This window comes from Streptomyces sp. 130, from assembly GCF_007096885.1.
GTDB lineage: Bacteria > Actinomycetota > Actinomycetes > Streptomycetales > Streptomycetaceae > Streptomyces.
The window spans coordinates 291,237-314,857 of sequence record NZ_VJNO01000001.1; the positions used below are offsets into that span (position 1 = coordinate 291,237).

Annotated in this window: 26 protein-coding genes, 1 tRNA gene and 3 pseudogenes; 9 read left to right on the forward strand and 21 right to left on the reverse strand. The window is 67.9% G+C overall.

The annotated features are described in order from the left end of the window. Positions 1-430: 430 nt before the first annotated feature. Entirely contained in the window at positions 431-1,198 is a 768-nt protein-coding gene (locus FKN01_RS01380; protein WP_143615815.1) for a DUF4097 family beta strand repeat-containing protein, read from the reverse strand. A 174-nt stretch (positions 1,199-1,372) separates the two neighbouring features. Here FKN01_RS01380 and FKN01_RS01385 point away from each other — a divergent pair. Beyond that, positions 1,373-1,447 (forward strand) — tRNA-Val (locus FKN01_RS01385). A 68-nt stretch (positions 1,448-1,515) separates the two neighbouring features. On the opposite strand, the pseudogene FKN01_RS01390 reads toward FKN01_RS01385, so the two are convergent. The 13 genes and pseudogenes from FKN01_RS01390 to FKN01_RS01450 all read right to left on the reverse strand — a co-directional run bounded on the left by FKN01_RS01390 (position 1,516) and on the right by FKN01_RS01450 (position 9,263). Further along, positions 1,516-2,673: pseudogene (locus FKN01_RS01390) on the reverse strand (tyrosine-type recombinase/integrase). Continuing rightward, complete coding sequence (locus FKN01_RS01395) at positions 2,673-2,861, reverse strand: helix-turn-helix domain-containing protein (protein WP_136205895.1); 189 nt, start codon at positions 2,859-2,861, stop codon at positions 2,673-2,675. Before FKN01_RS01395 ends, FKN01_RS01390 begins: the two are co-directional and overlap by 1 nt. Next, positions 2,858-4,270: a replication initiator protein RepSA gene (repSA, locus tag FKN01_RS32900; protein WP_143615816.1), complete on the reverse strand. Its 1,413-nt coding sequence runs from the start codon at positions 4,268-4,270 to the stop codon at positions 2,858-2,860. Before repSA ends, FKN01_RS01395 begins: the two co-directional genes overlap by 4 nt. Then, on the reverse strand, positions 4,267-4,932 hold the full coding sequence (locus FKN01_RS01405; RefSeq protein ID WP_143615817.1) for a DNA cytosine methyltransferase: 666 nt from the start codon (positions 4,930-4,932) through the stop codon (positions 4,267-4,269). The genes repSA and FKN01_RS01405 overlap by 4 nt, the downstream gene beginning before the upstream one ends. Next, positions 4,929-5,129 (reverse strand): hypothetical protein, encoded by a 201-nt coding sequence (locus FKN01_RS01410; protein ID WP_143615818.1) that lies wholly within the window; start codon positions 5,127-5,129, stop codon positions 4,929-4,931. Before FKN01_RS01410 ends, FKN01_RS01405 begins: the two co-directional genes overlap by 4 nt. Before the next feature lie 5 nt (positions 5,130-5,134). Continuing rightward, positions 5,135-5,320 carry a hypothetical protein gene (locus FKN01_RS01415; RefSeq protein WP_143615819.1) on the reverse strand — a complete coding sequence of 62 codons (186 nt, stop codon included), beginning with the start codon at positions 5,318-5,320 and terminating at the stop codon, positions 5,135-5,137. Between the two features lie 93 nt (positions 5,321-5,413). After that, positions 5,414-5,974, reverse strand: a complete 561-nt coding sequence (locus FKN01_RS01420) for a GGDEF domain-containing protein (RefSeq protein WP_143615820.1) — start codon at positions 5,972-5,974, stop codon at positions 5,414-5,416. A gap of 5 nt (positions 5,975-5,979) precedes the next feature. After that, on the reverse strand, positions 5,980-6,309 hold the full coding sequence (locus FKN01_RS01425) for a SpdD protein (protein WP_143615821.1): 330 nt from the start codon (positions 6,307-6,309) through the stop codon (positions 5,980-5,982). Positions 6,310-6,320: 11 nt separating this feature from the next. Next, positions 6,321-6,509, reverse strand: a complete 189-nt coding sequence (locus FKN01_RS01430) for a mobile element transfer protein (RefSeq protein WP_136205901.1) — start codon at positions 6,507-6,509, stop codon at positions 6,321-6,323. A gap of 22 nt (positions 6,510-6,531) precedes the next feature. Then, positions 6,532-7,233 (reverse strand): DUF2637 domain-containing protein, encoded by a 702-nt coding sequence (locus FKN01_RS01435; RefSeq protein ID WP_143615822.1) that lies wholly within the window; start codon positions 7,231-7,233, stop codon positions 6,532-6,534. A gap of 81 nt (positions 7,234-7,314) precedes the next feature. Further along, the gene (locus FKN01_RS01440; RefSeq protein WP_143615823.1) at positions 7,315-7,497 is read right to left on the reverse strand and encodes a hypothetical protein; all 183 of its coding nucleotides are present in this window, start codon (positions 7,495-7,497) and stop codon (positions 7,315-7,317) included. An 84-nt stretch (positions 7,498-7,581) separates the two neighbouring features. Next, positions 7,582-8,931, reverse strand: a complete 1,350-nt coding sequence (locus tag FKN01_RS01445) for an FtsK/SpoIIIE domain-containing protein (protein ID WP_143615824.1) — start codon at positions 8,929-8,931, stop codon at positions 7,582-7,584. 2 nt (positions 8,932-8,933) lie between these two features. Next, positions 8,934-9,263 (reverse strand): hypothetical protein, encoded by a 330-nt coding sequence (locus FKN01_RS01450; RefSeq protein ID WP_143615825.1) that lies wholly within the window; start codon positions 9,261-9,263, stop codon positions 8,934-8,936. Between the two features lie 226 nt (positions 9,264-9,489). On the opposite strand from FKN01_RS01450, the gene FKN01_RS01455 reads away from it, so the two are divergent. Next, a complete protein-coding gene (locus FKN01_RS01455) occupies positions 9,490-10,248 on the forward strand; it encodes a GntR family transcriptional regulator (protein ID WP_143615826.1) in 759 nt (252 codons plus the stop codon). A 7-nt stretch (positions 10,249-10,255) separates the two neighbouring features. Here FKN01_RS01455 and FKN01_RS01460 read toward each other — a convergent pair whose 3' ends face one another. Then, on the reverse strand, positions 10,256-10,870 hold the full coding sequence (locus tag FKN01_RS01460; protein WP_313906123.1) for a nuclease-related domain-containing protein: 615 nt from the start codon (positions 10,868-10,870) through the stop codon (positions 10,256-10,258). 592 nt (positions 10,871-11,462) lie between these two features. Continuing rightward, positions 11,463-12,206 (reverse strand): hypothetical protein, encoded by a 744-nt coding sequence (locus FKN01_RS01465; protein ID WP_143615827.1) that lies wholly within the window; start codon positions 12,204-12,206, stop codon positions 11,463-11,465. A gap of 262 nt (positions 12,207-12,468) precedes the next feature. On the opposite strand from FKN01_RS01465, the gene FKN01_RS01470 reads away from it, so the two are divergent. Further along, positions 12,469-13,533 carry an HNH endonuclease gene (locus FKN01_RS01470; protein WP_185992694.1) on the forward strand — a complete coding sequence of 355 codons (1,065 nt, stop codon included), beginning with the start codon at positions 12,469-12,471 and terminating at the stop codon, positions 13,531-13,533. Between the two features lie 219 nt (positions 13,534-13,752). On the opposite strand, the gene FKN01_RS01475 is transcribed toward FKN01_RS01470, so the two are convergent. The 4 genes and pseudogenes from FKN01_RS01475 to FKN01_RS01490 all read right to left on the reverse strand — a co-directional run. Beyond that, positions 13,753-15,528: a DUF4209 domain-containing protein gene (locus FKN01_RS01475; protein WP_143615828.1), complete on the reverse strand. Its 1,776-nt coding sequence runs from the start codon at positions 15,526-15,528 to the stop codon at positions 13,753-13,755. A gap of 124 nt (positions 15,529-15,652) precedes the next feature. Then, positions 15,653-16,789, reverse strand: coding sequence for a site-specific integrase (locus FKN01_RS01480; protein ID WP_143615829.1), 1,137 nt, complete (start codon positions 16,787-16,789; stop codon positions 15,653-15,655). Next, positions 16,789-16,986, reverse strand: a complete 198-nt coding sequence (locus FKN01_RS01485) for a helix-turn-helix domain-containing protein (RefSeq protein ID WP_143615830.1) — start codon at positions 16,984-16,986, stop codon at positions 16,789-16,791. The genes FKN01_RS01480 and FKN01_RS01485 overlap by 1 nt, the downstream gene beginning before the upstream one ends. A gap of 443 nt (positions 16,987-17,429) precedes the next feature. After that, positions 17,430-18,384, reverse strand: a pseudogene (locus FKN01_RS01490) (ATP-binding protein); the annotation flags it as partial. Here FKN01_RS01490 and FKN01_RS01495 point away from each other — a divergent pair. The 5 genes and pseudogenes from FKN01_RS01495 (at position 18,385) to FKN01_RS01515 (ending at position 21,612) form a co-directional block, all read left to right on the forward strand. Beyond that, positions 18,385-19,009 (forward strand): annotated as a pseudogene (locus FKN01_RS01495) (GntR family transcriptional regulator). A gap of 7 nt (positions 19,010-19,016) precedes the next feature. Continuing rightward, positions 19,017-19,553 carry a hypothetical protein gene (locus FKN01_RS01500; RefSeq protein WP_260696734.1) on the forward strand — a complete coding sequence of 179 codons (537 nt, stop codon included), beginning with the start codon at positions 19,017-19,019 and terminating at the stop codon, positions 19,551-19,553. Positions 19,554-19,558: 5 nt separating this feature from the next. Beyond that, positions 19,559-19,837, forward strand: a complete 279-nt coding sequence (locus FKN01_RS01505) for a hypothetical protein (protein ID WP_143615831.1) — start codon at positions 19,559-19,561, stop codon at positions 19,835-19,837. Between the two features lie 352 nt (positions 19,838-20,189). Further along, positions 20,190-21,164: a threonine/serine dehydratase gene (locus FKN01_RS01510; protein ID WP_185992695.1), complete on the forward strand. Its 975-nt coding sequence runs from the start codon at positions 20,190-20,192 to the stop codon at positions 21,162-21,164. A 28-nt stretch (positions 21,165-21,192) separates the two neighbouring features. After that, on the forward strand, positions 21,193-21,612 hold the full coding sequence (locus FKN01_RS01515; RefSeq protein WP_143615832.1) for a DUF6578 domain-containing protein: 420 nt from the start codon (positions 21,193-21,195) through the stop codon (positions 21,610-21,612). Between the two features lie 19 nt (positions 21,613-21,631). On the opposite strand, the gene FKN01_RS01520 is transcribed toward FKN01_RS01515, so the two are convergent. Next, positions 21,632-22,231, reverse strand: coding sequence for a hypothetical protein (locus FKN01_RS01520; RefSeq protein ID WP_143615833.1), 600 nt, complete (start codon positions 22,229-22,231; stop codon positions 21,632-21,634). Positions 22,232-22,563: 332 nt separating this feature from the next. On the opposite strand from FKN01_RS01520, the gene FKN01_RS01525 reads away from it, so the two are divergent. Continuing rightward, positions 22,564-23,076, forward strand: a complete 513-nt coding sequence (locus FKN01_RS01525) for a GNAT family N-acetyltransferase (protein WP_143615834.1) — start codon at positions 22,564-22,566, stop codon at positions 23,074-23,076. Positions 23,077-23,621 lie beyond the last annotated feature (545 nt).

Genomic DNA, 23,621 nt, shown 5'->3' on the forward strand with positions numbered 1-23,621 from the left:
GTCGGTCGCCCGGGCTGGGGGTGCGTCGGTCATCCGGGGCGGGGGTGGGCCGGTCGCCCGGGGCGGGGGTGGGCCGCTCAGCCGGTCCGGGGGTGGGCCGCTCACCCGGTCCGGGGGCGTGCCGTTCACCCGGTCCGTTCCCGGCCCGGGCCCCCGGGTCCGTCCCGACCGCTCGACGCCGACTCCGCTCCCGTACCGCTCCGGCGATTCCCGCCCGCGGCTGCGCGTCTGTCGCCGTCACATGCCTCTCCCGTGCCGTTCCGCCCTGCCGGATACATTCTCCCACCAGTAAGGACGAACACACGTGCCGGTTAGTTCACGCCGGGTCCGGGGTCGGGGCCGGGGACGGGTCAGGGACCAGGGCCGGGGACGGGCCCGGGGTCGAGGCCGGGGCCGGGGCCGAGGCCGAGGCCGGGGACCGTGCTCCTTCTCAGCTCGCGTGCCGGACGGCGACCCCACCGTTGGCGCTGTGCGCCTTCACGACGTGCCGGCTGCTGTCACTGCGCGGCACCGTCACGTCGACGTGCCCGTTGTCGGCCGACGCGGTCACGGCGTAGGAGGTCTTGCCGGCGGGCAGGTCGATGGCGATGCGCCCGTTGTCGCTGACGGTGTCCACGAGATCCGGGACGCGGTCGAGGCCGAGATCCACGGAGCCGTTGTCCGACCGCGCCACCACCGACCGCGAGGAGATCCGCTCGGCGCGTACGGACCCGTTGTCGCTCTTCAGCTCCAGCGGCCCGCTGACGTCCCGGACGACGACGCCGCCGTTGTCGGCGTAGAGCTTGAGCGGCGTGGTGAACTTGGACGCGGTGACCTCCCCGTTGTCCGCGTCCACGGTCAGCGCGACCCCGCGGGGCACCTTCACCGTGTGGCGCGCCTCGCAGTCGCTGATCATCGCCTTGCACTTCACTCGGAGGGTGAGCGTGTCCCCCTCCAGCCTCCACACGGGGTCCGGCCCGCTCCCGAGGACGACCCATCCGTCGACCCTCCGCGTCACCTGGACCTCGTCCACGTCGGCCGGGACGACGTCCACCACGGAGTTCTCCGCATCGATGGTGAGCGCCTTCCCCCCGAACGCGAACGACTTGTGCTCGACGGGCGCGTCGTCCACGTCCGTGCTCCCGCACCCGGTGAGCGCCGCGACGAGCAGAACGGTGCCTCCGACGGCCACGAACGCGCTGCGATTACGGATGGTCATGGTGATCAGGTCCCCCTGTGCCGGCGCTGCGTTGTGCCCCTACGGTAGGCAGCGCTGCCCCGCCCGGACGATCCGGACGGCTACCGTCTCCGGGGTGGGGCTATCCCCCGTATGCCCACCCCGCACCGATTGTCGACATGCCCCACGAGCCATGTAACCTGTTCCTTCATCCACGGGTGCGTAGCTCAGGGGTAGAGCGCTGCTCTTACAAAGCAGATGTCGGCGGTTCGAAACCGTCCGCGCCCACCAGCACAAAGACCCCCAGCCGATCAGGGCTGGGGGTCTTTGACATCTACGTCTGACATCAACGGGCACGATCACCCACGGTCGGGACGCTGCCGCTTCAGCATGCGGTCGAGGTGGCTCACGGCCTCGCGCTGCGTGTCTTGGACGACGTGGGCATAGATGTTCATCGTGACCGCGATCTGACTGTGCCCGAGGATCTCCATCACGACGCGGGGCGGGACGCCGGCGGCGGTCAGCAGGGTCGCGCAGCCGTGACGGGCATCGTGCAGGCGGATCACACGAAGGCCGGCGGTCGCGGCGACGCGGGTGAACGAGCGGTACAGGTTGCGGGGTTCGATCGGCCTGCCAGTGCGGGTGGTGAAGACGTATCCCGTGTCCTCCTACTGATCACCGGCAGCCTCACGCCGAGCAGCCTGCCGCAGCCGTTCCCAGCGGAGCGGAGCGACGCACAGGGCGGGGAGAGGAAGCGTCTGTTTCCTGCGACGTCCCTTGGGATCGTCCTCGTACGCCTCACCGCGGACACGCTGCCGCTGAGTGCGGACCCGGATCTCCCGCTTGTCGAGGTCCACGTTTTCCCACCGCAGACCGACGATCTCACCGCGGCGGAAGCCGAGCGCGATGGCGAGCACGAAGGCCGCGTAGAGCGGGTCCTTGCGGGCCACGGTGAGGAAGGACAGGGTCTCGTCCAGCGACCAGGGGGAGAGGTCTCGCGCTTCGGCCGAGGGCGGCTCCACGAGGGTCGCCACGTTTCGCATGACGAGTTCTTCCCGGCAGGCCGCCGTCAGCGCGGTACGCAGGACACGGTGGGACTCCTTGGCGGTCGCTGCGGTGCTCTGCTGTTCCAGACGGACGAGGAAGCGCCGGACATCCGCGACGCTCAACGATTCGAGCCGCTTAGAGCCGAGCATCGGCACGAGGTAAAGGCGGATGTGAGTCTCGTACTTGGCGTAGGTCGTCCGCTTGCGGCGCGGCTTGACGATGTTCTCCAACCAGTACGGCAGCCACTCGGAGAGCTTGGCCGACCGCATGGGTACGGGCACGCCTTGGTCCACCTTGGCGAGCAGGTCACGGCGCTTGGTGTCGCACTCGGCCCAGGTCTTGCCGTAGGCGAACTTGCGGGCGCGGGTGCCGTCCGGCTGGAGGACGTAGACCGCGGCTTGGTAGCGGCCGTCTTTGCGCTTGGTGATGGTGCCGGCGCCGTTGGGGTTGCGCTTGCGCTGGGGAGGCATCAGGCGGCTTCCTCGATCTCGTTGACGATGAAGTCCCGTACGGCGTCGGCGGGGATGCGCCGGGCCCGGCCGATGGTGATGGAGACCAGCCGGCGGGAGCGGATCAGGTCGTAGACGGTGGAGCGTCCGAGCTTCAGTCGGGCCATGACCTGGGGCACGGTGAGGAGTTCGGCGGTGGCGGTGGTCATGCGTCGGTTCCTTCCAGGGCGAGTTGGTCCATGAGTTCGGCGCGGTGTTCGCGGGCGGTTTCGCGGTTGTGTTGGATGTCGCGGTGGATGTTGGCGGCGAGCCAGGATTCGCCGGGGGTGTGGCCGTGGCCGGCGTAGGCCCAGTGGGCGAGGGTGAGCGTGGTTGCTTCGGGGTGGTCGTCGGGGCCGGGGAGGCCGAGGGCTGCTCGTTGTTCGGCGGCGCGGTAGTCGGCGCGGACCTGTCGGAGTGCGCCGAGGGTGGTGGAGTAGGCGCGGGATTTGGTGGAGAAGTGGCCGCGGAAGCCGAGCATGTGGGCCCAGTCGCGGAGCTTGCGGTCCGGGTAGGCGTGGTGCAGATCCAGGCACGCTTCAATGAGCCGGCGGGGGTGCTCGGGCACGTCGAGGAGGATCAGCGCTTCCTTGTTCCCGATCCGGTGATCCACGGTGCCGGTGGTCTCGGCGGCTTTGGTGGCGTACTTGGCGACGTAGGAGGCCACGGCTTGTTCGGTGAGTTCTTCGCCGTTGCCGAAGGCGCCGATGGGCTGGACGTCGAGCTGGGTGCCCCAGCGCAGCACCCATTCCGAGGGGAAGCCGGCTTCCTCGTTCGAGGGAACGGTGACTTCGGCGCGGGCGGCGGCGGCGCGGATCGCGTCTTCCAGGAGGTCGAGGGTGGCCCAGGCCGGGGGCGGGGTGTCCGGTCCTTCGGGTCCGTCGAAGCGGATCACGGCGTGGAAGTGGACGGCTCCGCGTTTCTGGTACTCGGCAACCTTGCCGAAGGAGACCTTGGACTGTTCGCGGGCGGCTTTCTGGGTGAGGCCGGCGCGCTTCGCGATTTCGCGGCGGAGGTAGATCGTGAAGTAGCGCCAGAGGTCGGAGGCGTGGTTGTTCCAGAGCACCGCGCCCGCGTAGTCGTACCGGTCGGGGTCGAGGGGTGTGCCGAGTTCCGGGGCGTTGTCGGGGTGGTGGGTGCCGCAGCGGCAGGGCCTGTTGCCGGGGCGGTTGTGGACCGGGCCGAACGAGGGAGCCGTGAGTGTCGCGAAGACGCGGGGGTGGTCGCGGATGGTGTTTGGGGTGCCTTTTTCGGGGTCGCCGGTGAGGCCGGCGCGGATGAGGTGGTAGGTGTCGCCGGCGTAGGTCCAGGCGCAGGCGGGGCAGCGGGAGGCGCGGCGGTTGCCGCAGGCGATCCGTAACCGGCCCCCGGGCTCGGTGTCCGTGGAGTAGTGGTGGAGCAGGGTGCCGGTGGTGCGGTCGATGGTCTTGGTGGCGCCGGTGAGGTGGATGGGTTGGGAGCAGCCGCCGGTGCGGCGGAGTTGTTCGGTGAGGCGGTCGAAGCCGGGTGACCCGGCCACTCTCAGCAGGTCGGTGAGGGTGGCCGGGTCGAGGCCCGCCGTGGTGGCGGTGTGGGTCACGCGGCGACCTCCAGGCGGGAGGCGAGGAGCGCGGTGGCGATGTGGCGGGTGTAGGCCGGGGGGATGCACTCGCGGATGCCGTCCCGGTTCATCCACGGGACGTTCATGTCGGTGCGGGCTTCCTGCACTCCGCTGAAGTTGCCGACGTAGTGGGCGAAGTGTCCGGCGGCGCGGGGGCGGCCCATCTTGGTCAGTGGCGCTTGGTGGGCGGGGTGAGGGGGCGGGGTGAAGGTGAAGCCGCCGCCGGTTTCGAAGAGGCGGTGGCGGTAGGTCCGCATCCCGAACGCCGCCGCGCACAAGGTCACCGGGTCACGCAGCTCGGACCTGGCCTCTTCCACGTTCTCGATGACCCACGGGCGGCCGGTGGCCTCGAGGGCGGCGCGGGTGGGGGCGATGAGGTCGGGGTGGTCGCGGTGCTGGATCTTCTGGGCGCGGCTGTAGCGCTGGCACGGGGGCGAGGCGTGGATGAAGTCGAACTCCGCACCGTGCTCCCGCACGTACTGGATCGCGTCGGTCTGGATGAACCGGAAGGGGTAACGGGGCTGCGGCGCGGAGTCGATGCCGGTGACGTCGAGCCCGGCGAGGTGGTAGCCCATGCCGGCGCCGCCCTGGCAGCAGAACAGATCAAGCACCCGCAGGGCCCGCAGCGGAGTCGTGTTCATCGGTTGCCGCCGTTCTTGTCATGGGCGGGGCCGTGGTTCGCGGTGTAGCCCTCCACCAACGCCTTGACCTGGGCATCACCGGTCGCGGTCGCGGAGGCGCCGCAGTGGCACACGGCGGAGCCAGTGGCCGGGGCGTTTTGGGACGGCTTGCTGATGTGGAGGCCGGGGCGGTCCGGAGTCGGGGTCAGGTCAGCCATGGAGGTCACCCCCCGATCCGGGCGTGGGTGCGGGTGGCGGGATGCACGCGGCCGGTGCCGTGGCAGGCGGGGCAGTCGGCGGTGATCGTGCGGCGTTCACCGGCCGGGGTGTGGGTGCCGGTGGTGATGGCGACGGTGGGGAAGCCGTCGCAGTGGCCGCAGATCGGCCGGGGCAGGGTGTGCTGGGGCATGATGGTGTCTCCCTTTCGGGTCAGCTAGATCTGGAGGGTGTTGAGGCGCCCGGGGCGGCGGAAACTTGGCGGTTGAGGCCGCCCCGGGGGCCGTTATGAGCGAGCGCGCGGGGTGTTGTTGCGTCGGCCGCGTCCCTTGACCGCGTACATGGCCGAGTCCGCAGCGGACAGAGCGTCGGTCAGGGTGCGTACGGGCAGTTCGGCGAGGTGGCAGACACCGACCGAGGCGCCGACCGGGACGGTCTGGCCGCTGTAGGCGACCGGGCGGTGCAGACCTTCGCGAAGCGCGGCCAAGCCGGGAGTGCGGGCGGGGTCGGTGATGATGGCGGCGAACTCGTCGCCCCCGAGGCGGGCCGCGATCCCGTGGCCCGAGATCCAGCCGGTCAGCCGTGCGGCGGTTGCCGCGATGACGGCGTCGCCGGCCAGGTGGCCGTAGGTGTCGTTGATGGCCTTGAAATCGTCCAGGTCCACGAGCAGGGCGGCGGCGTCGGGTGAGCGGGTGGCGATGCGTTCGGCGCGGGCCGTCCAGCCGTTTCGGGTGTGCAGGCCGGTGAGCGGGTCGCGTCGAGCGGTGGACAGGCGGTGGGTGAGCAGCCTGCCGTGCAAGGTCCACCCAAGGGCGGGTAACGCTGCGGCGACGATGGACAAGTCCATGCCGATCACCGGGCCTTGTTGTTGAGGAGCGAGCGCAGGACCACGGCGCAGATTGCGACCGAGGCGGCGGTGATAGCGGTGGCCAGGAGCATGGAGACCAGGACCGTGCCGATGATCAGGACCATGGCCGTACCGCCGGCGGCGGCGACGATCAGGGCGCCGGGGGTGAGTGGTATGGCGGGGCGGGCGGCCGGGGCCGGGACGGGCGCCAGCGTGGGGGCGGGGGTGTGGTGGCAGTCGCAGGCCGGGGGCTGGACGATGCCGGTGAGCGGCGGGACGAGGGACGTTCCCGGGGTGGGGGCGGTGTCTGGGGGCGGGATCTTCGGGGTGAACACGGTTCCTCCTGTCAGGGGTTGCAGCGGTGGGTGCGGGCGGCGAGTTCTGCGGCGGAGCGGTTGTGGTAGTTGGCGGAGAAGTTGCAGCCGGGGGCGGTGCAGGCGGCGGTGTGCTTGGTGCGGCCCCGGCCGTCGTGGTGGGTGCCGACCTGGACGGGGCCGATGCGGATCACGTCGGTGAAGCGGTTCGGACGCGGCATTGAGCGAGCCTTCCGGTGTGGGTTAGGCGAGTTGGGCGGTGATGGCGTCGGCGAGTGGTGCGGGGACGCCGAGGCGTGCGCGCAGGGTCGCTGTATCGATCCGGTTGCCGGTCGTGGCGTGGTGGGTGTCAGCGACCTTCCGGGCGTGGTCCAGCAATGCCGGCGGAACAGTCACCGAGAAAGGCGCCGGGGCCGCAACGGGTTCCGGGGCGGGTACGGGTTCGGGGGCCGCCGGAGCCGTGACGGGCGGGAGCTCGGGCGCAGGTTCCGGGGCCGGGTCGGGCTCGCGCTCGACGGTCACGGGCTCGGGTGCCGAGGCGGTCAACGGCTCTGCTGTCGGCGATGGTTGGGCGGCGGGAGTGGCGCTGTTGGTGTGGGCGAGGAGTGTTCCGCCGAGGAAGGCGAGGGCGGGCCAGCCGGCGACGAGGATGCGGAGCCAGGGCGGGACGTTGTCCAGGTCGAGCATTCCGGCGGTCGCGATGTTCGCGCCGAGGGATGCGGCCAGGGCGATGACGAACCAGATCCAGGCCGGTCCGTTGTCCGCGGCCGTGCGCATCCGGCGCCAGGCGGCGACCAGGAGCAGGTCCACGCTGACCGGGTAGGCCCAGGCTTTCCAGCCGTCTTGTCCTGCCGCGTCGGCCAGGTCGTGCAGGTGCGAGAAGGACAGGGCACCGGCGATCACGGCCTGAACCAGAACGGCATCCGGGCGGATGGTGCGGGGCATGGTGGTCACCTCCAATCTGTGGTGGTGCCGGGGCCGGGCGGAATGCGGGTGGTCGCCGCCCGGCACCCGGAGCAGAGGGGGTCAGGCGTTGGGGTCGGTTCCGGTGCCGAAGCAGTTCAGGCACAGGCCGTCCTGCTGGCCGACAGGGCGGCGCTTGCGGCCGACGCGGACGGTGGTGGGGACGTTGCCGGTCCCGCCGCACGGCTTGCAGTCACCGTTCTCGACCACGGGCGGGGGCTTGGGGGTGGTCCGTCTAGGTGCCATGGCGGGGGTTCCTTCCGGTTCCAGGCATGGGCGGGGTAGGGACCTGGCGTGAGACGGTCACGCCGACTGGGACGGGCAGGGGTGCTACTCGGGGACCGGGACCGGCTTCAGCAGCGGCGCGGTCGGTGCCGGGGCGGTGTGGATGGTCGGCCGGAAGGGTGCCAGAGCGGCGAGGTGCGGGGTGAGGTGCGCGTATTCCTGGCAGACCGCGACCGCGTCGGCCGGGGGCATGGCGGGGGTTCGGATGCGGGACCAGCCGCCGGAGGCGTCACCGGCTACAGCGACGCCGGGGCGGTCGGGCGCGATGGTGGTCGCGGCGAAGACCGCTTCCGGGGCGATGTCGCCCAGGGCCATTTCGGCGGTCTGCTTGTCGTTGACCCGGTGCACCACACGCCCGGTGAGCTGGGCGCGGAGGGCGGTTGCCCCTTTGCCGAGGTCGGAGCCGAAGCGCTGTCCGCAGACTTCAAGGAAGATCCCGACCGCGCGGGCCATCTGCGCGAGCCGGATCATGCGCATCACCATCCGGTCCCGGCGTTCCTCGTCCTTCTTCGCGGCGACGAGGAAGAGTTCCGCGACCTCATCGACCAGGACGACGAGCGGCACCGGCCGCACCTTGGCCGGCAGGTCCCACATGTCCGGGACACCGTGAGAGCTGAGGAGGTCGAAGCGCTCTTCCATCTCTCCCACGAGGGCTTCCAGCAGCCCGTCCGCCTCGTCCGGGGTCACGGCCAGGGCGGAGAGCCGAGGCGCGTAGCCGCCCTGGTCCACACCCCTCTTGCAGTCGATTCCGATCAGACCGACCGGGCGCTTGGCCAGTTCGGAGATGAGGTTCCGCTGATACATCGACTTGCCCGACTGGTTCGCACCGACTGTCAGGGCGTGCGGGATCTTCTGGTAGTCGCGGACGAACGCGGTGCCGTCCTCCCGGAGCGCGACGGGGACGACCAGCGGACCGGCGGTGGTGGTGCGGGGCAGGCGGCGCGGCATCTTCACCCGGCGCAAGACGTCGTAGCCGGTCATCCGAAGTTCCACGAACCCCGGCTTCACCTCCACCACGTGCACGGAGTGGACACCCCAGGCGTGCCGCAACCGTTCGGAGGCGGCGGACACGTCGGCGGGTTCCAGGCCAGCCGGGAGACGCAGCGTCGCCCGCATCCCGGTCGAGGAGTAGCGGACCCGGCGGACCCTCGGCGGCACCGGTTGGACTTCCTGACGGGCCACGTTGCGGACCATGAACGCCCGCAGGCGGGACGGCTGGACCGTCAGCCCGCACACATCCATCGTCGCCCGGTACGTCACCGTGAACCGGACCCGGGCAACCGGGGCACCGACCAGCGACCAGAACACCCGAGGAGACCGAACCTTCGCGTAGCCGAGGCCGCCGGCGGCCGATAAGGCCTCCGCTACCTCGATCACCGTGGACAGGTCCGACATGGTCAGGCACCCGCCGTGATGGCCACCGCGCGGAAGCTGATCCCGTGGCGGGTCTGGCCGTTGAAGGTGTTCTCCCAGTCGCGGGCCTTGAGGCCGATCACCGTGACCGGGGTGCCGGGGACCAGGTGCTCCGGGACGCCCGTGCTCGGCACGGTCACCTGGTAGAGGTTGCCCTCCCCCTCGTCCGAGATCAGCAGGCCCACCGTCGCGAGCTGGGCCCCGGTCTCCCGGTCCACCGCGATCTCGCCGGTCTGCTTGCTCACGAGCTTCGGCGTCGGAGGCGTCGCCACGAACACGACAGCGGTCGAAACGTCGATCTTGAAAGACGGCATGAGCGCATCCCTTGTTCAGGAGGTCACCGCCAACCGGCGACCTCTCTAGACATCTACAGTGAAGCAGCCCATCTCTAGAGACGTCAACACCTGTCTAGAGATGTGTTGTTGTGCCACCTCAGGGCAGGCGATCGGTTCGTAACGAGCACGTTCCGCTCGTGGGACGTACGTTTCTTTCGTGAAAGAAAGCTCTAGGCTGTCTAGAGAGGAGAGGAAGAGATCACTCATGTCCACCGAGGGCGCCAAGCGGCAGCCGAAGTACCAACGGATCGCCGATGAGCTGCGAGACGCCATCCAGTCCGGGCGGTACCAGCCGGGCGATCGGCTGCCAGGCGAGAACGACCTCATGGCCGGCCACGGCGTGGCCCGGATGACCGCGCGCCAGGCCCTCGGCGTTCTGCAAAGCGAGGGCATCGCCGAGTCACGCAAGGGCGCCGGCGTGTTCGTACGGTCGTTTCGTCCGCTGCGTCGCCAGGGCATCAAGCGCTTGGCTCAGTCCCAGTGGGGCGAAGGCCGGTCCGTCTGGGCCGTCGACACAGAAGACAGGGCACTGGTCGTTGATCAGGTGAGCGTCACCGAGCAGGGTGCCCCGGAGCATGTGGCGCGCGTGCTGGGAGTGGAGCAGGGCGATCCCGTGTGCGTACGCAGTCGACGGTTCGTCCTGGACGACAAGCCAGTGCTCATCGCTACGTCGTACCTGCCGGCAAGCCTGGTAGCCGGTTCTGCGATCACCCAGGAGGACACGGGGCCTGGCGGCATCTACGCCCGACTTGCTGAACTCGGCTCCAAGCCGGTCCACTTCCGCGAGGAGATTCGATCCCGCATGCCGTCGACGGACGAGGCGGAACAACTGAAGCTCTCCACCGGGACGCCCGTCATGCTGATCTGTCGGACAGCGTTTGCGGACGAGGGACGCGCCGTCGAGGTCAACGAGATGACCCTTGACTCTGCTTCATACATCCTCGAATACGCCTTTGACGCGTAAGGGCTGCTCAGCGCCCCGCCCAGGTTTCGCCCCGGCGGGCAACGCTGAATATCTGCTCAACCCGCTCTGGCGGAAGCACAGGTGCGAGTCCGGAGAGGGCTGTGTGCACACTGGTGCCATCGATGACGAGAACCGGAGGCGCCGCGTTCTTCACGGAGAGCCTGGCCGCACCCACGATCGCGATGACCGGGCGGACAGGCACAAGGAACCCGCAGTGGTCTGACAGAGCACGCGAGGTGCGTCGAGCCTCGTGCTCGCTGACCACGATGTACTTGGTGGGGACGCGGTTGACCGTAATGGCGTGATCGCCGTACCAGACGGCCTTGCCCCTGTGGCACTTCGAGTTGATGGTGAAAACACCCGAGGGGCCTATGACCAGGTGATCAATGTCCGACCCGCTGGGCCATTGGACAGAGTGAAGAACCCGCCAGCCCTGTCGTCTGAGAGTGTTCAGGCGCCGGCCAGTCGTACGCTCACCAACCAGCCCTAACGCCCAGTTGCGTATCTCCCGATCCGGTGACCAGCGGGCGAACGGCCTCTTCACTCGGTTGGGCTCCAGTTCTGCGAGCTTCCTCCGGATCGCATCTCCCGGCCGATTGCCCACCAAGTCCTCTTGCCGCACAGCTACCTACCCCCTCGGTTCGGGAGTCCACCGCACCATGCCCCCGCAGAGGTGCCAAGACGCCGATTCCGGCCACCGAGAGCTGTTACAGGTTTCTCTACCTCATCAAGGCACCCGGCTGCGCTCCGCTCCGCCGGGCGCGCTTCCCGGCTCTGGCTGCGCCCGCGCTCCTGCCTTCGGCCCGCTCGGCGCTGCCGCCGCCGACGCGCGCCCGCTGGATAGGCCCGAGGGCATGAGACGAGAACCAAGCCCGCGGCTTCAAGACGATGCCTCCGGCGGGGGCGCTCCGGCACCGGGATGGACGGGGCGCCGTTCGCGAGTGCCGGCCGTCTCGTGGTGAGCGTCGTGGGGGCTCCCATCCCGACCACCTTCGACCCAGGCAGAGCCGAGCAGTCGCGGCCCAGGGCGTCAAGGTCGTTCGTACAGTGGCGCGCTCCACCTTGACGCCCTGAACCACGCCCGCTCCACGGTGTGTGGGTCGAAGGCGGACGGGATGGGAGCTGGGGCGAGTGGTGGGCTAGGGGGCGTATCGGCCGACCCCGCCCACGTCAACCTGAAGGGAAATCAGGCACTGAGGCACAGTTCAAAATGCCTAGTTTCCCATTTTTTGCGGCCCTGGACGTTTTCGCACCGAAGCGCGAAGGCCGATCGCGAAATTGGTGTAGTCTGTTCCGTCGATATTGGGCCTGATGGCGTCTATTCGCTTATATAGATCATCAAAATCTCGCTGAAACGTCGGCTCAGATACGATCAGGATGTGGATCATCTCCGCCAAGCTGTCGATTAGCTGACCCCGGCGTTTGATTTCAAGGTAATTCAGCGGGCGCCTCGCCTGCCTGAAGGTTCCCTCTTTGCTTCTCTCCTCCCAAACCCATTCGCCGTGTGCAACCTTATTGCGGCCCTCGATGATTGGTGCTAGGTCACCTTTTAGCATCTGGATTATCTCGGCATAGCGAGAAACTGCGATTGTGTCTGCCAGGTCTGCAATTTCTAGATGCATGGCCACCTCGTACTGCCGACGGAAGGCGCAGTCCACGGCCAGTACCCACTGACCTATCTGGGACCTTTCGCGTCCGATCAGCTTTCTTTCGCGCTCATTAAACCCTTGGGGGTCATAAATGATTTTCTTGAGCCGCGCTTCGGCGATCATCCCTATCATCAGGGAATGCATTCGTGCGGAGAAGCTCACGGCGGGTTCATTTCCCTGCCGGATCATCTGCTTATGCATGCGCTCGGCTTGGCGGAGGCCAGAGGTCAGGGCGGTAAGATTTTGAGAATGCTTGCGGAATGGGTGACTTGTAGGCAGCTTTTCGTAATCGCCCTGGCCGTTCTGCATGCGGTGCGCTCTCCGACCTATCGACTCACGGACACCGAGAACAACAGAGAAAGGCTGTTGATCTTGGTGTCCGGGAGTCGAACCCGGTCAACTCTGCATAAGCAGAGCGCGCTCCGTGCGCCCACACCCGCAGGCATTGTATCCGGCGATGCACCCGACTGGAAGTCTTTGTTCCTAGATGTTCAATGGTCGAGTCACGGGTCCACACAAACAACACTCGTGACGGCGCGGGTGTGTCAGTGTTCGGCCCTACGATCCTCCTATGCGAAGAGGAGCGATCACGCGGGAGTCTGTGCTCAAGGTCCTGGCGGAGCATGACGAGCTGGGGCGTGAAGCCTTCCTGGCGAAGTACGGCTTCGGGGAGGCGCGGTCCTACGTCCTGGTTCATGACGGTCAGGAGTACGACTCCAAGGCTGTCGCTGGCGTGGCCCACAAGTGGGATCAGGGGCGGGCTCTCACTCGGGACGAGTTCAGCGGCGGCAAGGACCACGCCGCGGCGTGGCTCAAGCGGGTGGGCTTCCAGGTCAAGGCCATCAAGAACCCGGACTGGGCTCGTGACGAGATCATCCTTGCCTGTCAGCTGGTGATGGAGAACGGTTGGAAGGGGCTGGACGCCGGGGACGCCCGGGTAGTGGAGCTGTCTGCCCTGCTTCAGCTGCTTCCCATCCACGCCGAGGCGGAGCGCAACGAGAAGTTCCGCAACCCCAACGGTGTCGCTCGTAAGACGTTCGACATTGCCACTCGGCACCCGGAGTACCAGGGGAAGCCCACCAACGGCGGCGCACTGGATGTCGCGGTGCTGCACGAGTTCCTTGCCCGGCCGCTGGAGATGACCGAGGCCGCGAAGCTGATCCGGCAGGGCATCGCGACCGGCGACTTGCAGTCCTTCGTGCCGACTGAGGAAGAGGAGTTCGGCGACGACTTCAGCGCGCCCGAGGGGCGGCTGCTCATGCGCTGGCACAGGGCGCGCGAGCGGAACAAGAGCCTGCGCAAGAAGAAGATCGCGTCCGTCCTCAAGAGCGGTGGGCAGCTCGCTTGTGAAGCTTGCGGCTTCGACTTCGAGAAGATCTACGGAGACCGCGGTGCCGGGTACATCGAGTGCCATCACGTCCTTCCGCTCCATGTAGCCGGGGAGGGGCACACCAAGCTCAGCGATCTCGCTCTCATCTGTGCGAACTGTCACCGCATGATCCATCGGAGCGCGCCGTGGCCGACCCCCGAGGAGCTGCGAACCTCGATCGAGCAGAAGCACGCGAACGACAGGCGCGCCGCAGTAGCTGTGTCGCGACCGCGCAGGCCGGCTGACGAGCAGATGCCGAACCAGTGAGCTGACATCCACTCCTGACATCAACGTCGGCATACAACGGCAGTCCTGGAGAGCCCGCGGCGGAAGCCGCAGCGGAGTCCGTTAGGGTGCTCAGGCACCTCGGGTCGAACTTACAAAGCAGATGTCGGCGGTTCGAAACCGTCCGCGCCCACCAGCCACAACGCCCCCGCAGCGAGCCGCTGCGGGGGCGTTGACGGTAGTAGATGACGGCAGTCGCAGTCAGGCTTGACCTTCTTCTGTCTCCTCCACCCCAGCGTCAACGTTCTGTGACTTCACGCCGAGGCTCCAGAGGTAGATCACGCACTGGAACAGCAGGGCTGCCGCAGGTGACCCAGCAGCGGGTATGAAACCGTGAGCGATCTCGTTGCGCAGGTTCCAGCCGCCCGCTGGGTTTCCGCAAATAGTGAGGATGCTGCGGTACCACGATTCATCCATGTCTTTTGTGCGCAGAACCCCTAGCAAGTATCCCAGGCCGGGGTACTGCCCTGGCTTTTCGTTTCGCTGTAGTTTGTATACTCCCGCGTCAAGCGCTAGCACCAGATTCCGGGCTAGTGTCTCAACTTTTGGCGCGATGGTGAAGGTCGCCCCTTCGACGTCTCCGGACCAGTAACGAATGAAACATCGTGCAATGGATGAGGCGAGCTCGGCATCCGTTAGTTCCCCTTGAGCGAAAAAGCTCGTTAGGTCTTCCTCTGTCGGCACGCCGTGTGTCTCTGCGATCCTATGAAGTGCGATGGCCAGCAGGGGGGCCATGTGTTGCAGGGTGAAGCTTTCCTGGCGCGTCAGGCGCACTTCCTCGATCTCGGCGTCGCTTTGAGGTGAAAATCTAGGAAGTCCGTCGGATCCAATTAGTTCCATTGTGGCTAGGTCTGCGATGACAGAATGTTTCGCGTACTCTGCGGCGCTTCTTCTAGTGTTCTCAACAGATCCAGTTGCTGGGCCGTAGGAATATACAAAGTGGAGCAAAGCGTGCTGCCAGTCAGGGCAATCTACTACTGGTTTTAGATAGGACTCAAACTCTTCCCGGCTTACGGCGCTGGAGGCGGTGAATGATTTAAGTCCCAGGTCCTCGTTTCGTAGTGCTTGCAGAGAGCTCGCTGCCCGGTCAATGAGGTGAGGTACCGCAGATGTTTGGGCGTGCTGCAGGGCCGTCTTGAGATGTCCGGCTCGGACAAGCCCGGTTGCCGTTGCTGCTGCGTCCAGCCACATCTGAACGAGGTCAGAGTAGATGGCGCTGCGTGCCGCCTCCCCTTTGTGGAGGCGCAGCTTGAGGCTGAAGAATTGAGCTTTAATGAACGGGGAGCTGTATCTGGCGATGGCATCGTCTAGTAGGCCATGCAACGCCTTTGGCGGAACGCGCTCGCCGATCAGCGGGCCGAGTATTTGAGTCGCCGCGCCGGGTGTATCTGCATCGTCTGCGATCGCGCTGGCGGCGAGAGTCAGCATCTCGGCTATGACGTTTTCGGCAAGGTCATGCTTTCCTGCGGCGCGCGCCAGGCGAAGCGCTATATTGAGGCATTCTCCTTTGTCTAGTTCCTTCTCCCAGGTTCCCGCCAACTTTAGATAGGACTGTGCGGCGAGAATGGCATGATCGCGTACTTGTCCAACTTTTCTGTCGAACAACAGGTGGTGCAAACGAGCCTTACCGAAATGGGAGGCGGTTTTCGCGCAAAGTGCCGTCCAGATTTCTGCGCCGAAATCGGATACATCGGAAACCTGGGGTGGAATGGAGTGACTGTCTGGCCCTTGGAAGTAGGGAACGATCTGCACTCGCCATTTGCTGTCATTCTCAACAACTTGAACATGGTATGCGAAGGCCCATGCGGCTGCCCGTCTGATTGCGGAAATGCCGCCAGTGGACTCCACCGGGCCTTCGTGCTCACTGATAGGGATATTTTCGTTAAATCTCCTATGAGCCTGAAGGGATGTCTCGGCCAGCGCTGCGCTGTCGATCCAATCGGCGATGGTTGACAACTGTGATTCGGTACTCGGCATGTGCACAGTGTGCAGGGGGTGTTGGGAGATATCTACCAGTTTCCGAAAACCCCAGTTCTACCTGAATGCCTCGTGGACTCAGGCTTGCCTCCCGCAGTCCCGCTGCGGGAGGCAAGCCTGGACGTCAGCGGCGGCGTCGGAGGAGGCGGTCCATGTGTCCCATGGCTTCTCGCCGATTGTCGTCAGAGACGCGGGTGTAGATGTTCATCGTGACGGCGATCTGCGAGTGCCCCAGGATCTCCATCACGACCCGCGCCGGCACGCCTGCGGCAAACAGGAGCGTGGCGCATCCGTGCCGAGCGTCGTGCAGACGGATGCGCCGCAGTCCGGCGTCCTCAGTGATGCGCTCGAACGACCGGCTGAGGTTCCTCGGTTCGATCGTTCGCCCGGTCCTGGTCGTGAACACGTAGTCGCTGTCGTGCCAGGCACGCCCGGCGTCGTTGCGCTGCGCCGCTTGACGGAGGCGCTGCCAGCGCAACGGCGCCACGCACATGAGCGGTACGGGGATGGCGCGCGTGCGGCGATTCTTCGTGGAGTCCGCGTACAACTCCTTCTGAACCCGCTGGATCTGGTTCCGCACAGTGAGTGTGCGGCGCTCCAGGTCAATGTCTGACCAGCGGAGCCCGAGGATCTCTCCTCGCCGCAGCCCCAAAGCCACGGCCAGCACGAACGCTGCGTACAGCGGATCCTTCCTCGCGGCCTCCAGGAAGGTCGTCGTCTCCTCCAAGTCCCACGGCTTCGACTCCCGTGCCTGCACACGGGGGGCAGGAACGAGCTTGACCACATTCCTACTAATCAGCTCCTCGCGACATGCGGCCGTGAGAGCGCTGCGGAGAACGCGGTGAGATTTCTTAGCCGTTGCAGCCGATGCTTGTGCCGTTACCGCACTGAGCATGCGGCGTACGTCAGCTGCCCCGAGTGTCTCCAAGCGCTTTGAGCCGATCTGCGGGATCAAGTAGCGGCGCACATGCGTCTCGTACTTGGCGTACGTCGTCTTCTTGCGGTCGCCCCTGACGAACTCCTCCAGCCAGTAGGGCAGCCACTCGGAAAGCTTGGCGGAACGTGTGGGTGTCGGGATGCCTTGCCGGTCTCGCAGGACTAGCTCCTGCCGCTTGGCGTCGCACTCATCCCAAGTGCCGCCGTAGACCGTCTTGCGCTTGCGCGTGCCGTCAGGCTGGGGGACGTAGACGCGGGCTTCGTACCGCCCGTCCTTGCGCTGCCAGATACTGCCGGCGCCGTTCGGGTTCCTCTTGCGTGCCATTAGGCGGCTTCCTCCAACTGGGTTTCCATATAGGTGCGGAGAGCATCGGCGGGCACCCTGCGGCAGCGGCCGATCGTGATGCTCTTGAGCTCGCGGGAGCGGATGAGGTCGTAGACCTTGAAGCGGCTGAGGCGCAGGGCCTCCATGACCTCGGGAACAGTGAGGGCTTGATGCGTGGTGGGCAGGGCGGAACTCACTGCGGCCTCCAGGGGGCGGATGGCGGCGCCTGCGGGCACATCTGTCCTAGGTGCAGATTTCTGCGTCACAGCGTCACGAGCGTCACGCGGGGCGTTGACCTGCGGTTTTGTGTGACGCGGGGGTGTGGGTGTGCGTCATCGGTGCGTCACGGGGTGCGTCACGGCGTGACGCAGGTGACGCAGGATGACGCAGAGCTTTGCCGTCTGCGTCACGCCCTTAGCCGCAGGCCAGGGGTGTTTTTTCCGTCCGTGTGACGCTGTGACGCAGAGCTTCCCTACTTAGGAAAAAAGGGAAGGGGTGTCTGTAGTAGTGCGGGAGCTCTCAGAGCGTGAATGCGGGGCCGCTTCGCGGCGCGACCTTTGGGCGGCGTTCCGCCGAACAGCAAGAAGAGCACCAGCGGGGGCGTGCTCTTCTTGCTTGTTCAGCGAAGCGGCGGTGCGGGTCAGTGCATTTCCGGCTGCTCGTACTCGGGCGGTGCGGCGGCCGGCCGGGCCATTTCGAGGTAGCGGCCCTCGCGGGTGCGGCCGGAGTCGATGAGGACGCCCCGGGCGGCGAGGGTGGGCTGCAGCCGCTTGAGCCGGTCGGAGAGCACCTTCCCGGTGGTCGGCCACCCCTTGGGCAGGGGACGGAGTTCGTCGCCGCTGTAGAGGCGGCTGAGGTGGTGCAGCCACTCGGTGGACGTCATCCGCTGCTCACTGCCGGGGGCGATGTCCTCGGCGTGCTTGAGGACGGTCTGCGCGAGGAGGTCACCCTCGATCACGTCGTCGTTCAGGTCGTCCAGGCTCGCCCGGTACGCGGCGAGCGCCCCGAGGCCGGTGGCGGCGTCGAGCTGGGCGCAGAGGTGCGCGAAGTCCGCCATCCGCAGATCGGTCGGCGTCTCGGCCTCAGCGGCCCGGACCTTGACCGTCAGGTCCAGGAGCGATCCGAGGATGACGGGCAGGGCGTCTTCGAACTCGCCCCAGAGTTCGGCTTCGGTGCGCCGGACGCGGGGCCGCTCCAGCCGCAGGGGCAGGAGCGTTCGGCGAGGTCGGGGCGGATGACTCCGACGTCGACGCCGGTCAGGAGCAGGGGACGCCGGTAGCGGGCCCGGTGCACGTCCCCGTCGGTGAACAACGCGCGCTTCACGGACTCCGCCCCGGTGACGATGCAACACATCGCGTCGGACAGCTCCGGGCCCATGGGGGACAGGTTGTCCAGCGCCGTCACCCACCCCGCGGCGACCGCGGCGATCAGGTTCTCCTCATCCTTCGGGGCCCCCGGCGCAGGTCCCCGCTCATGCCTTCCACGATCCGTACGGGCATCCGCCCGCCGGTCGACTTCCCCGCACCCTGCGGCCCGGTGAGGAACGGGGCCGGGACTGGCACGGACGGGCCCAGGCAGCCGATGAGCCAGGCGACGTGGTTCGCCGGGCACAGGAGCTACTGATCTCCCAGGGGGTCCTGGAGGGTCGTGCGGGGTCGGGCACGTACGTCGCCGAACCTCGTCAGCGCGTTCGGGTGGTTCGGTCCTCGGCGCGCGAGCAGCGCGGCGGTTCTCCGTTCCGGGCTGACATGAAGGCCGTGGGTAAGCAGGGGGACTGGGAGAGCCGCACGGAGGCCAAGGTCCCGGCGCCGGCTGAGATTGCGTCGCGGCTCGGTATCGCCGAGGGAGACCTGTGTGTCCGGACCGTGTACGAGTTCCTCGCCGACGGTCGGCCTGTGCAGTTGTCGACGAGCTGGGAGCCGTACGACCTCACCGGCGGGACCCTCGTCGTTCTTCCCGAGGGTGGGCCTCACGCCGGGGCCGGTGTCGTGAACCGGATGGCCCAGATCGGCGTCACCATCAGCCACGCCGTGGAACAGCCCGAGCCGCGGCAGGCGACCGCCGAGGAGGCATCGCTCCTCGGGGTTCAGAAGGCCTCGCTCGTCACCCACATCCGGCGGACGTACTACAGCGACCAGGGACGCCCCGTGGAGACGGCGGACATCGTCGTACCCGCTGCCTTGTGCGAGGGTCGTCTACGAGATTCCCATCAGTCGATGATGGGGCTGTGATCGACACGGGAGGGGTGCGAATGGCGGATGATCTCCAGTTCAGCTGGGAACTGAGCGGCTCAGGGTGGGCAACGTACCGAATCGCCGACAGCGCTTCGGAGCAGAAAGGCATCGTCAGCTACTGCACGGACGCCCTGGCCGACTTGCTGTATGCCGTGACGGGTCTCTACGGGGACTCACTCACCCAGCGCCTCTCATTCGATCTTGAACCCGCCGAACTGAGGTGGCGACTCCGGCGCCAGGGAGCAGACGTGGCCGTCGCCATTTATAAGTTTCCGGACATGTCGACGAGCTGGGACTCGCCCGATGATGCGGGCACCCTTTCTTGGAGCTCGACCCAGCCCCGCAGCGTTCTGGGCCACGAGGTGATGGAAGCCGTCGAGACCGTACTGCGGGTTCACGGCGAGGCCGGGTACCAGGAGAAGTGGGTGCGGCACCCGTTCCCTGTCGCCGCCCTGCAAGACCTTCGGCGGCTGCACCGACGCAACGACGACTGCCAGCACGAGCAGTGCCGGGACAGTGCTGAGTGCTGACATCTATGAGCGCGAACGAGCACAGGGGCGGCATGCACAACGAGCGGCACGACGAGCGACTGTCTGACGAGGAGCTGGAGCTGTTCGTCCAATACCTGCACAGGTTCGCGAACCACGACGTGGACATCTCGGTGAGGATGGAAGCCGGGGATCCCGAGCACCCCGTCTACGTGCTGTTCGGCAGGGATTATCCCCCGGTCGGGGAGGCCTCGGACTATCCGCGACCGTTCGCGGGACGGCGGCGCCAGGTGACATCCAAATCTGACATCAACGACGGTGGATGACAGCAGCCCTGTGCGGCCCTTCGCGGCGTCCGCGAGCTGGGGTGGACCCTCGCCAGCCATGCTCCGCACGGACTTACAAGGCAGATGTCGGCGGTTCGAAACCGTCCGCGCCCACTGGTGTAGAGGGCCCTCAGGCGCGTGTGTCTGAGGGCCCTTGGCATGTCGTTGGGCAGAGTGGTGATCGCGGTGCCATTGCGGACGGGCCCGGCCTCCGGGGCTTGGTTCGGGCGAGAGCTGCGGGCGGCTGCTGGGGACGCCGGGCGACTCTTCTGAGCGCTCGAACAGGTGGACTCCGAGGGGCGGTAGGTTCGGGATGCCGACCTGCTGAGCGGTCGCTGCAAACTCGGGTGCCATGGGAGGAAATGTGCTGATCACCGTCGCGGATGTGGAGGCCGAGGCCGAGCGGATCGCCGGCCATGTCGTGCGGACGCCGACCGTGCCGAGTCCTGGGCTCTCCGCGTTCCTGGGGGCGCCGGTCACCACGAAGCTGGAACTTCTCCAGCGCACCGGCTCCTTCAAGGCGCGCGGTGCGACGGCGAAGCTGCTCGCGCTCAGCGAGGCCGAGCGTGCGGCGGGGGTCGTCGCGGTGAGCGGCGGCAACCACGGCATCGCGGTCGCGGAGATGGCCGGTGCGCTGGACATCAAGGCGACCGTCGTCATGCCCCGGTCCGCCCCCGGCAGCGCCGTGGAGACCGCCGAGGGGGCCGGGGCGCGTGTCATCCTCGCCGACACCATGGGCGCCGCGTTCGCCCTCGTGGACGAACTCCGGGAGTCGGGGCTCACGTTGGTCCACCCCTTCGACGATCCCGTCGTCGTCGCGGGACAGGGCACGGTCGGCCTGGAGTTCGCGGAGGATGCCGGTGAGCTCACCGACGTACTCGTCAGCATCGGTGGTGGCGGGTTGATCTCCGGTGTCGCGGCCGCGCTGCACGCGCGGCGTCCCGGGGTGCGGATCTGGGGCGTGGAGACCGAGGGCGCGCGAGCCATGTCGGAGGCCCTGGCCGCCGGAGGGCCGGTGCCGGTCGAACTGTCGTCGGTGGTCTCGACGCTGAGCGCCCCGAGCGCCTCACCGCTCACGTACGAACACGTCTCGGCCATGGTCACCGATGTCCTCACCGTGACCGATGCCGAGGCCGTTCAGGGCACCCTCGACCTGGCCGACCGTGCGAAGGTCTGGGCCGAGCCTGCCGCCGGATGCCTGCTGCCGGCGGCGCGCCAGGTGCTCGAGCGCGTCGGCGGGAGCGCCGGGCTCGGCCTGGTCGTCTGCGGCGGCAACGCGACGACCGCCGATGTGACCGCCTGGGCCGAACGGTTCGGGCTGCGCTGACCCGGACAGCACGGCGCACAATGACCGGGTGACGTTGACGATCTGGGTCGATGACTGGCAGATGCAGTGCTGTGGGGAGCCCTTCGCTCCGGGGGACGTCGTGAGGTGGTCCCTGATGGAGGCTGATGCCGAGGACTACGTCGATCTCGTCGGCGAGGAGCGCGCGGGCGGGATCGATTACTGCGAGGAGCATCACGGGGCGGAGGAGGGGTGCGCGCCCACCTCGTTGGAGGTGCTGTCGGTTGTTGAGGCGCACTGCCGCTACGGGGTGCCTCCCGGCGCGACGGACCGGGTGAACTGCCCCGTTCCCGGTACGACCGTGTTGGTTCCGGTCGAGGCGGCGGACGGGTGGGCGAAGGCCAGGCCCGGTGTGCGCTTCGCCGGGTACCTGGTGGTGGCCAGGCGGGTCGCCGATCCGGCGGAGGGCGCGGTTGTCCGCGAGGGATGACGGCGGGCGGTGGCGCGTCTCAGGCCGCGGGGGCGGGGAGGGGGAGGGGTTCGTGACGGTGCCAGATGAGGTAGCGGTCCTCGCGGCGTAGTTCCGCCGAACCCCATTCGGCGCGCATCACGCCTTCGTGCATGGAGCAGGCGTAGGCGACCAGGACCAGGCGGTTGTCCTCAGGGAGGAGTGCGAGGTCGGGGTGGGCTTCCGGCTCTTCCAGTTCGTCCAGGCCCAGGTCGAGCACCTGTTGCCTCGGTTCCGGGCCGTGGCGGCGGATGAGTTCCGCGCGGAAGCCCGTCGCTCGGCGCAGGCGGGCGGCCGTGACCGGGACGTCCTTCTTCGCGTAGCGGATCGGGTAGATGACATGGCCCGAGACGATGACCACGGAGCGGCCCTGGAGGCGTACGGCGGAGGCGTCCGCCAAGTGGGCGAGGCCCGCGACCAGTTCCTCGTACTGTGCGGCGTACAGGCCGTGCCCGTATGCCTCCAGGGTCTGGGTGTGCACGCCCTCGTGCCCGCTGCGGGCCCTCGCGTGGGCTCGCAGGAGGCAGGCCGGGATCAGGCGCGCCAGTTCATCGGCCGCTTCACCGAATGTCGCACGTGCCCACTCGCTCGTTGAGCCCATGAGGTGCCGCCCCTCCCTGATCAGCGCCGAAACGACGTGCAGTACTGGGTGAACGGTGCGGTCTCCCGGGCGATGCGCGCAAGTGCGCATGGATTTGTGGCTGTAGCGGGTCCGGTGGTGCCATTCCTTGGCCGTGGCCAGGGTTCGGCGGTGTCCGTGGTCATGCCGGTCGCGAGCTGTTCCCGGTTCAGGCGGTACGGCGTCGGCGAAGGCGGCCTCGGTGGCTTCGCCGTTCGAGCTCGCCGTCCGTGCCCGGAAGCCGGCCCGTGCCATCGTCGCGCGGACAGGATGGCAGGGTGGTCCGACAACGGTTGTCGCTGGTGGAGGGGCCTGTGCCGCAAGTAGTGATCCGTACGCGCGAGGACGCCGATCTGGGCGCGGCGGCTGTCGTGCTCGCCGGTGTCCATGAGTCCGACGGATATCCCGTCGAGGGGGTGGCGGACCCCGAGGCGTGGTTGTCGCCGGAAGGGTTGCTCGCGGCCTGGGTCGCCGAGGTCGGCGGGCGGGTTGTGGGGCATGTCGCGGTCAACCGCGCCCGGCGCGGGGAGGACGTGGCGCGGCTCTGGCGGGAGAGCGGGGGCGCCGGGGACGCGGAGGTCGCGGTGCTGGCCCGGTTCTTCGTGGGGCGGGATGCGCGCGGGGCGTCCGCCGGTGCGCGGCTCATGGGTGCGGCGGAGGCGTACGCCCGGGCGCACGGGCTGCCGCTGGTGCTGGAGGCGCTGACCAAGGACGCCGCTGCCGTCCGGCTGTACGAACGGCTCGGATGGCAGCGGATCGGTGAGCTCCGGCACTTCTTCGCCGGGCGGCACTTCGACGCTCTGTGTTACGTGGCGCCACGTGCGTGAGGGGGGCCGGAGGCGGCCAGGCGGCCGGGGCCGGGGCCGGGGCCGGAGCCGTGTGGGCGTGCCACGTCTCCGTCCCGTCCGGCGGTAGTACGCGGACGAGCCCGGCCCGGCCCGGCAGGTGCGGGCGGCCACCGCTTCAGGGCGCACCGGGCGAGAGGCAGGCGGGGCGCCTCGTACGCGTCCCTCGGTCGACTGCCGTTTCTCGGCGGGGAGTTGTCGCCCAGCGCCCGTCCGGCAGGCCCGGCGGATGCCGTCCAGGAGCGGTTCCGCGCGGGCCGCAGGGCCGGCGCCCCGCTCCACGCGGTAGCCGGCGGCCAAGCACCGGCCTCGGGCGCGGGCCGGGCGGCGGGAAGGCGGGGAGCAGGGCCGCCGGTCGGACCGCCAACCGGGGCCCCGCGTCGAGAGGTTCGGCGTCCGACGCCGACTCCGCACCGGTCGGCACGGCACCGAACGCGCGGGCGGCGACCGCCTCTTCCGGGTCGGACACGGCGGCGGTGAGGCGCGCGGCCTCGGGCCTCCCGTCGGAGATCACCGGCGCACCACAG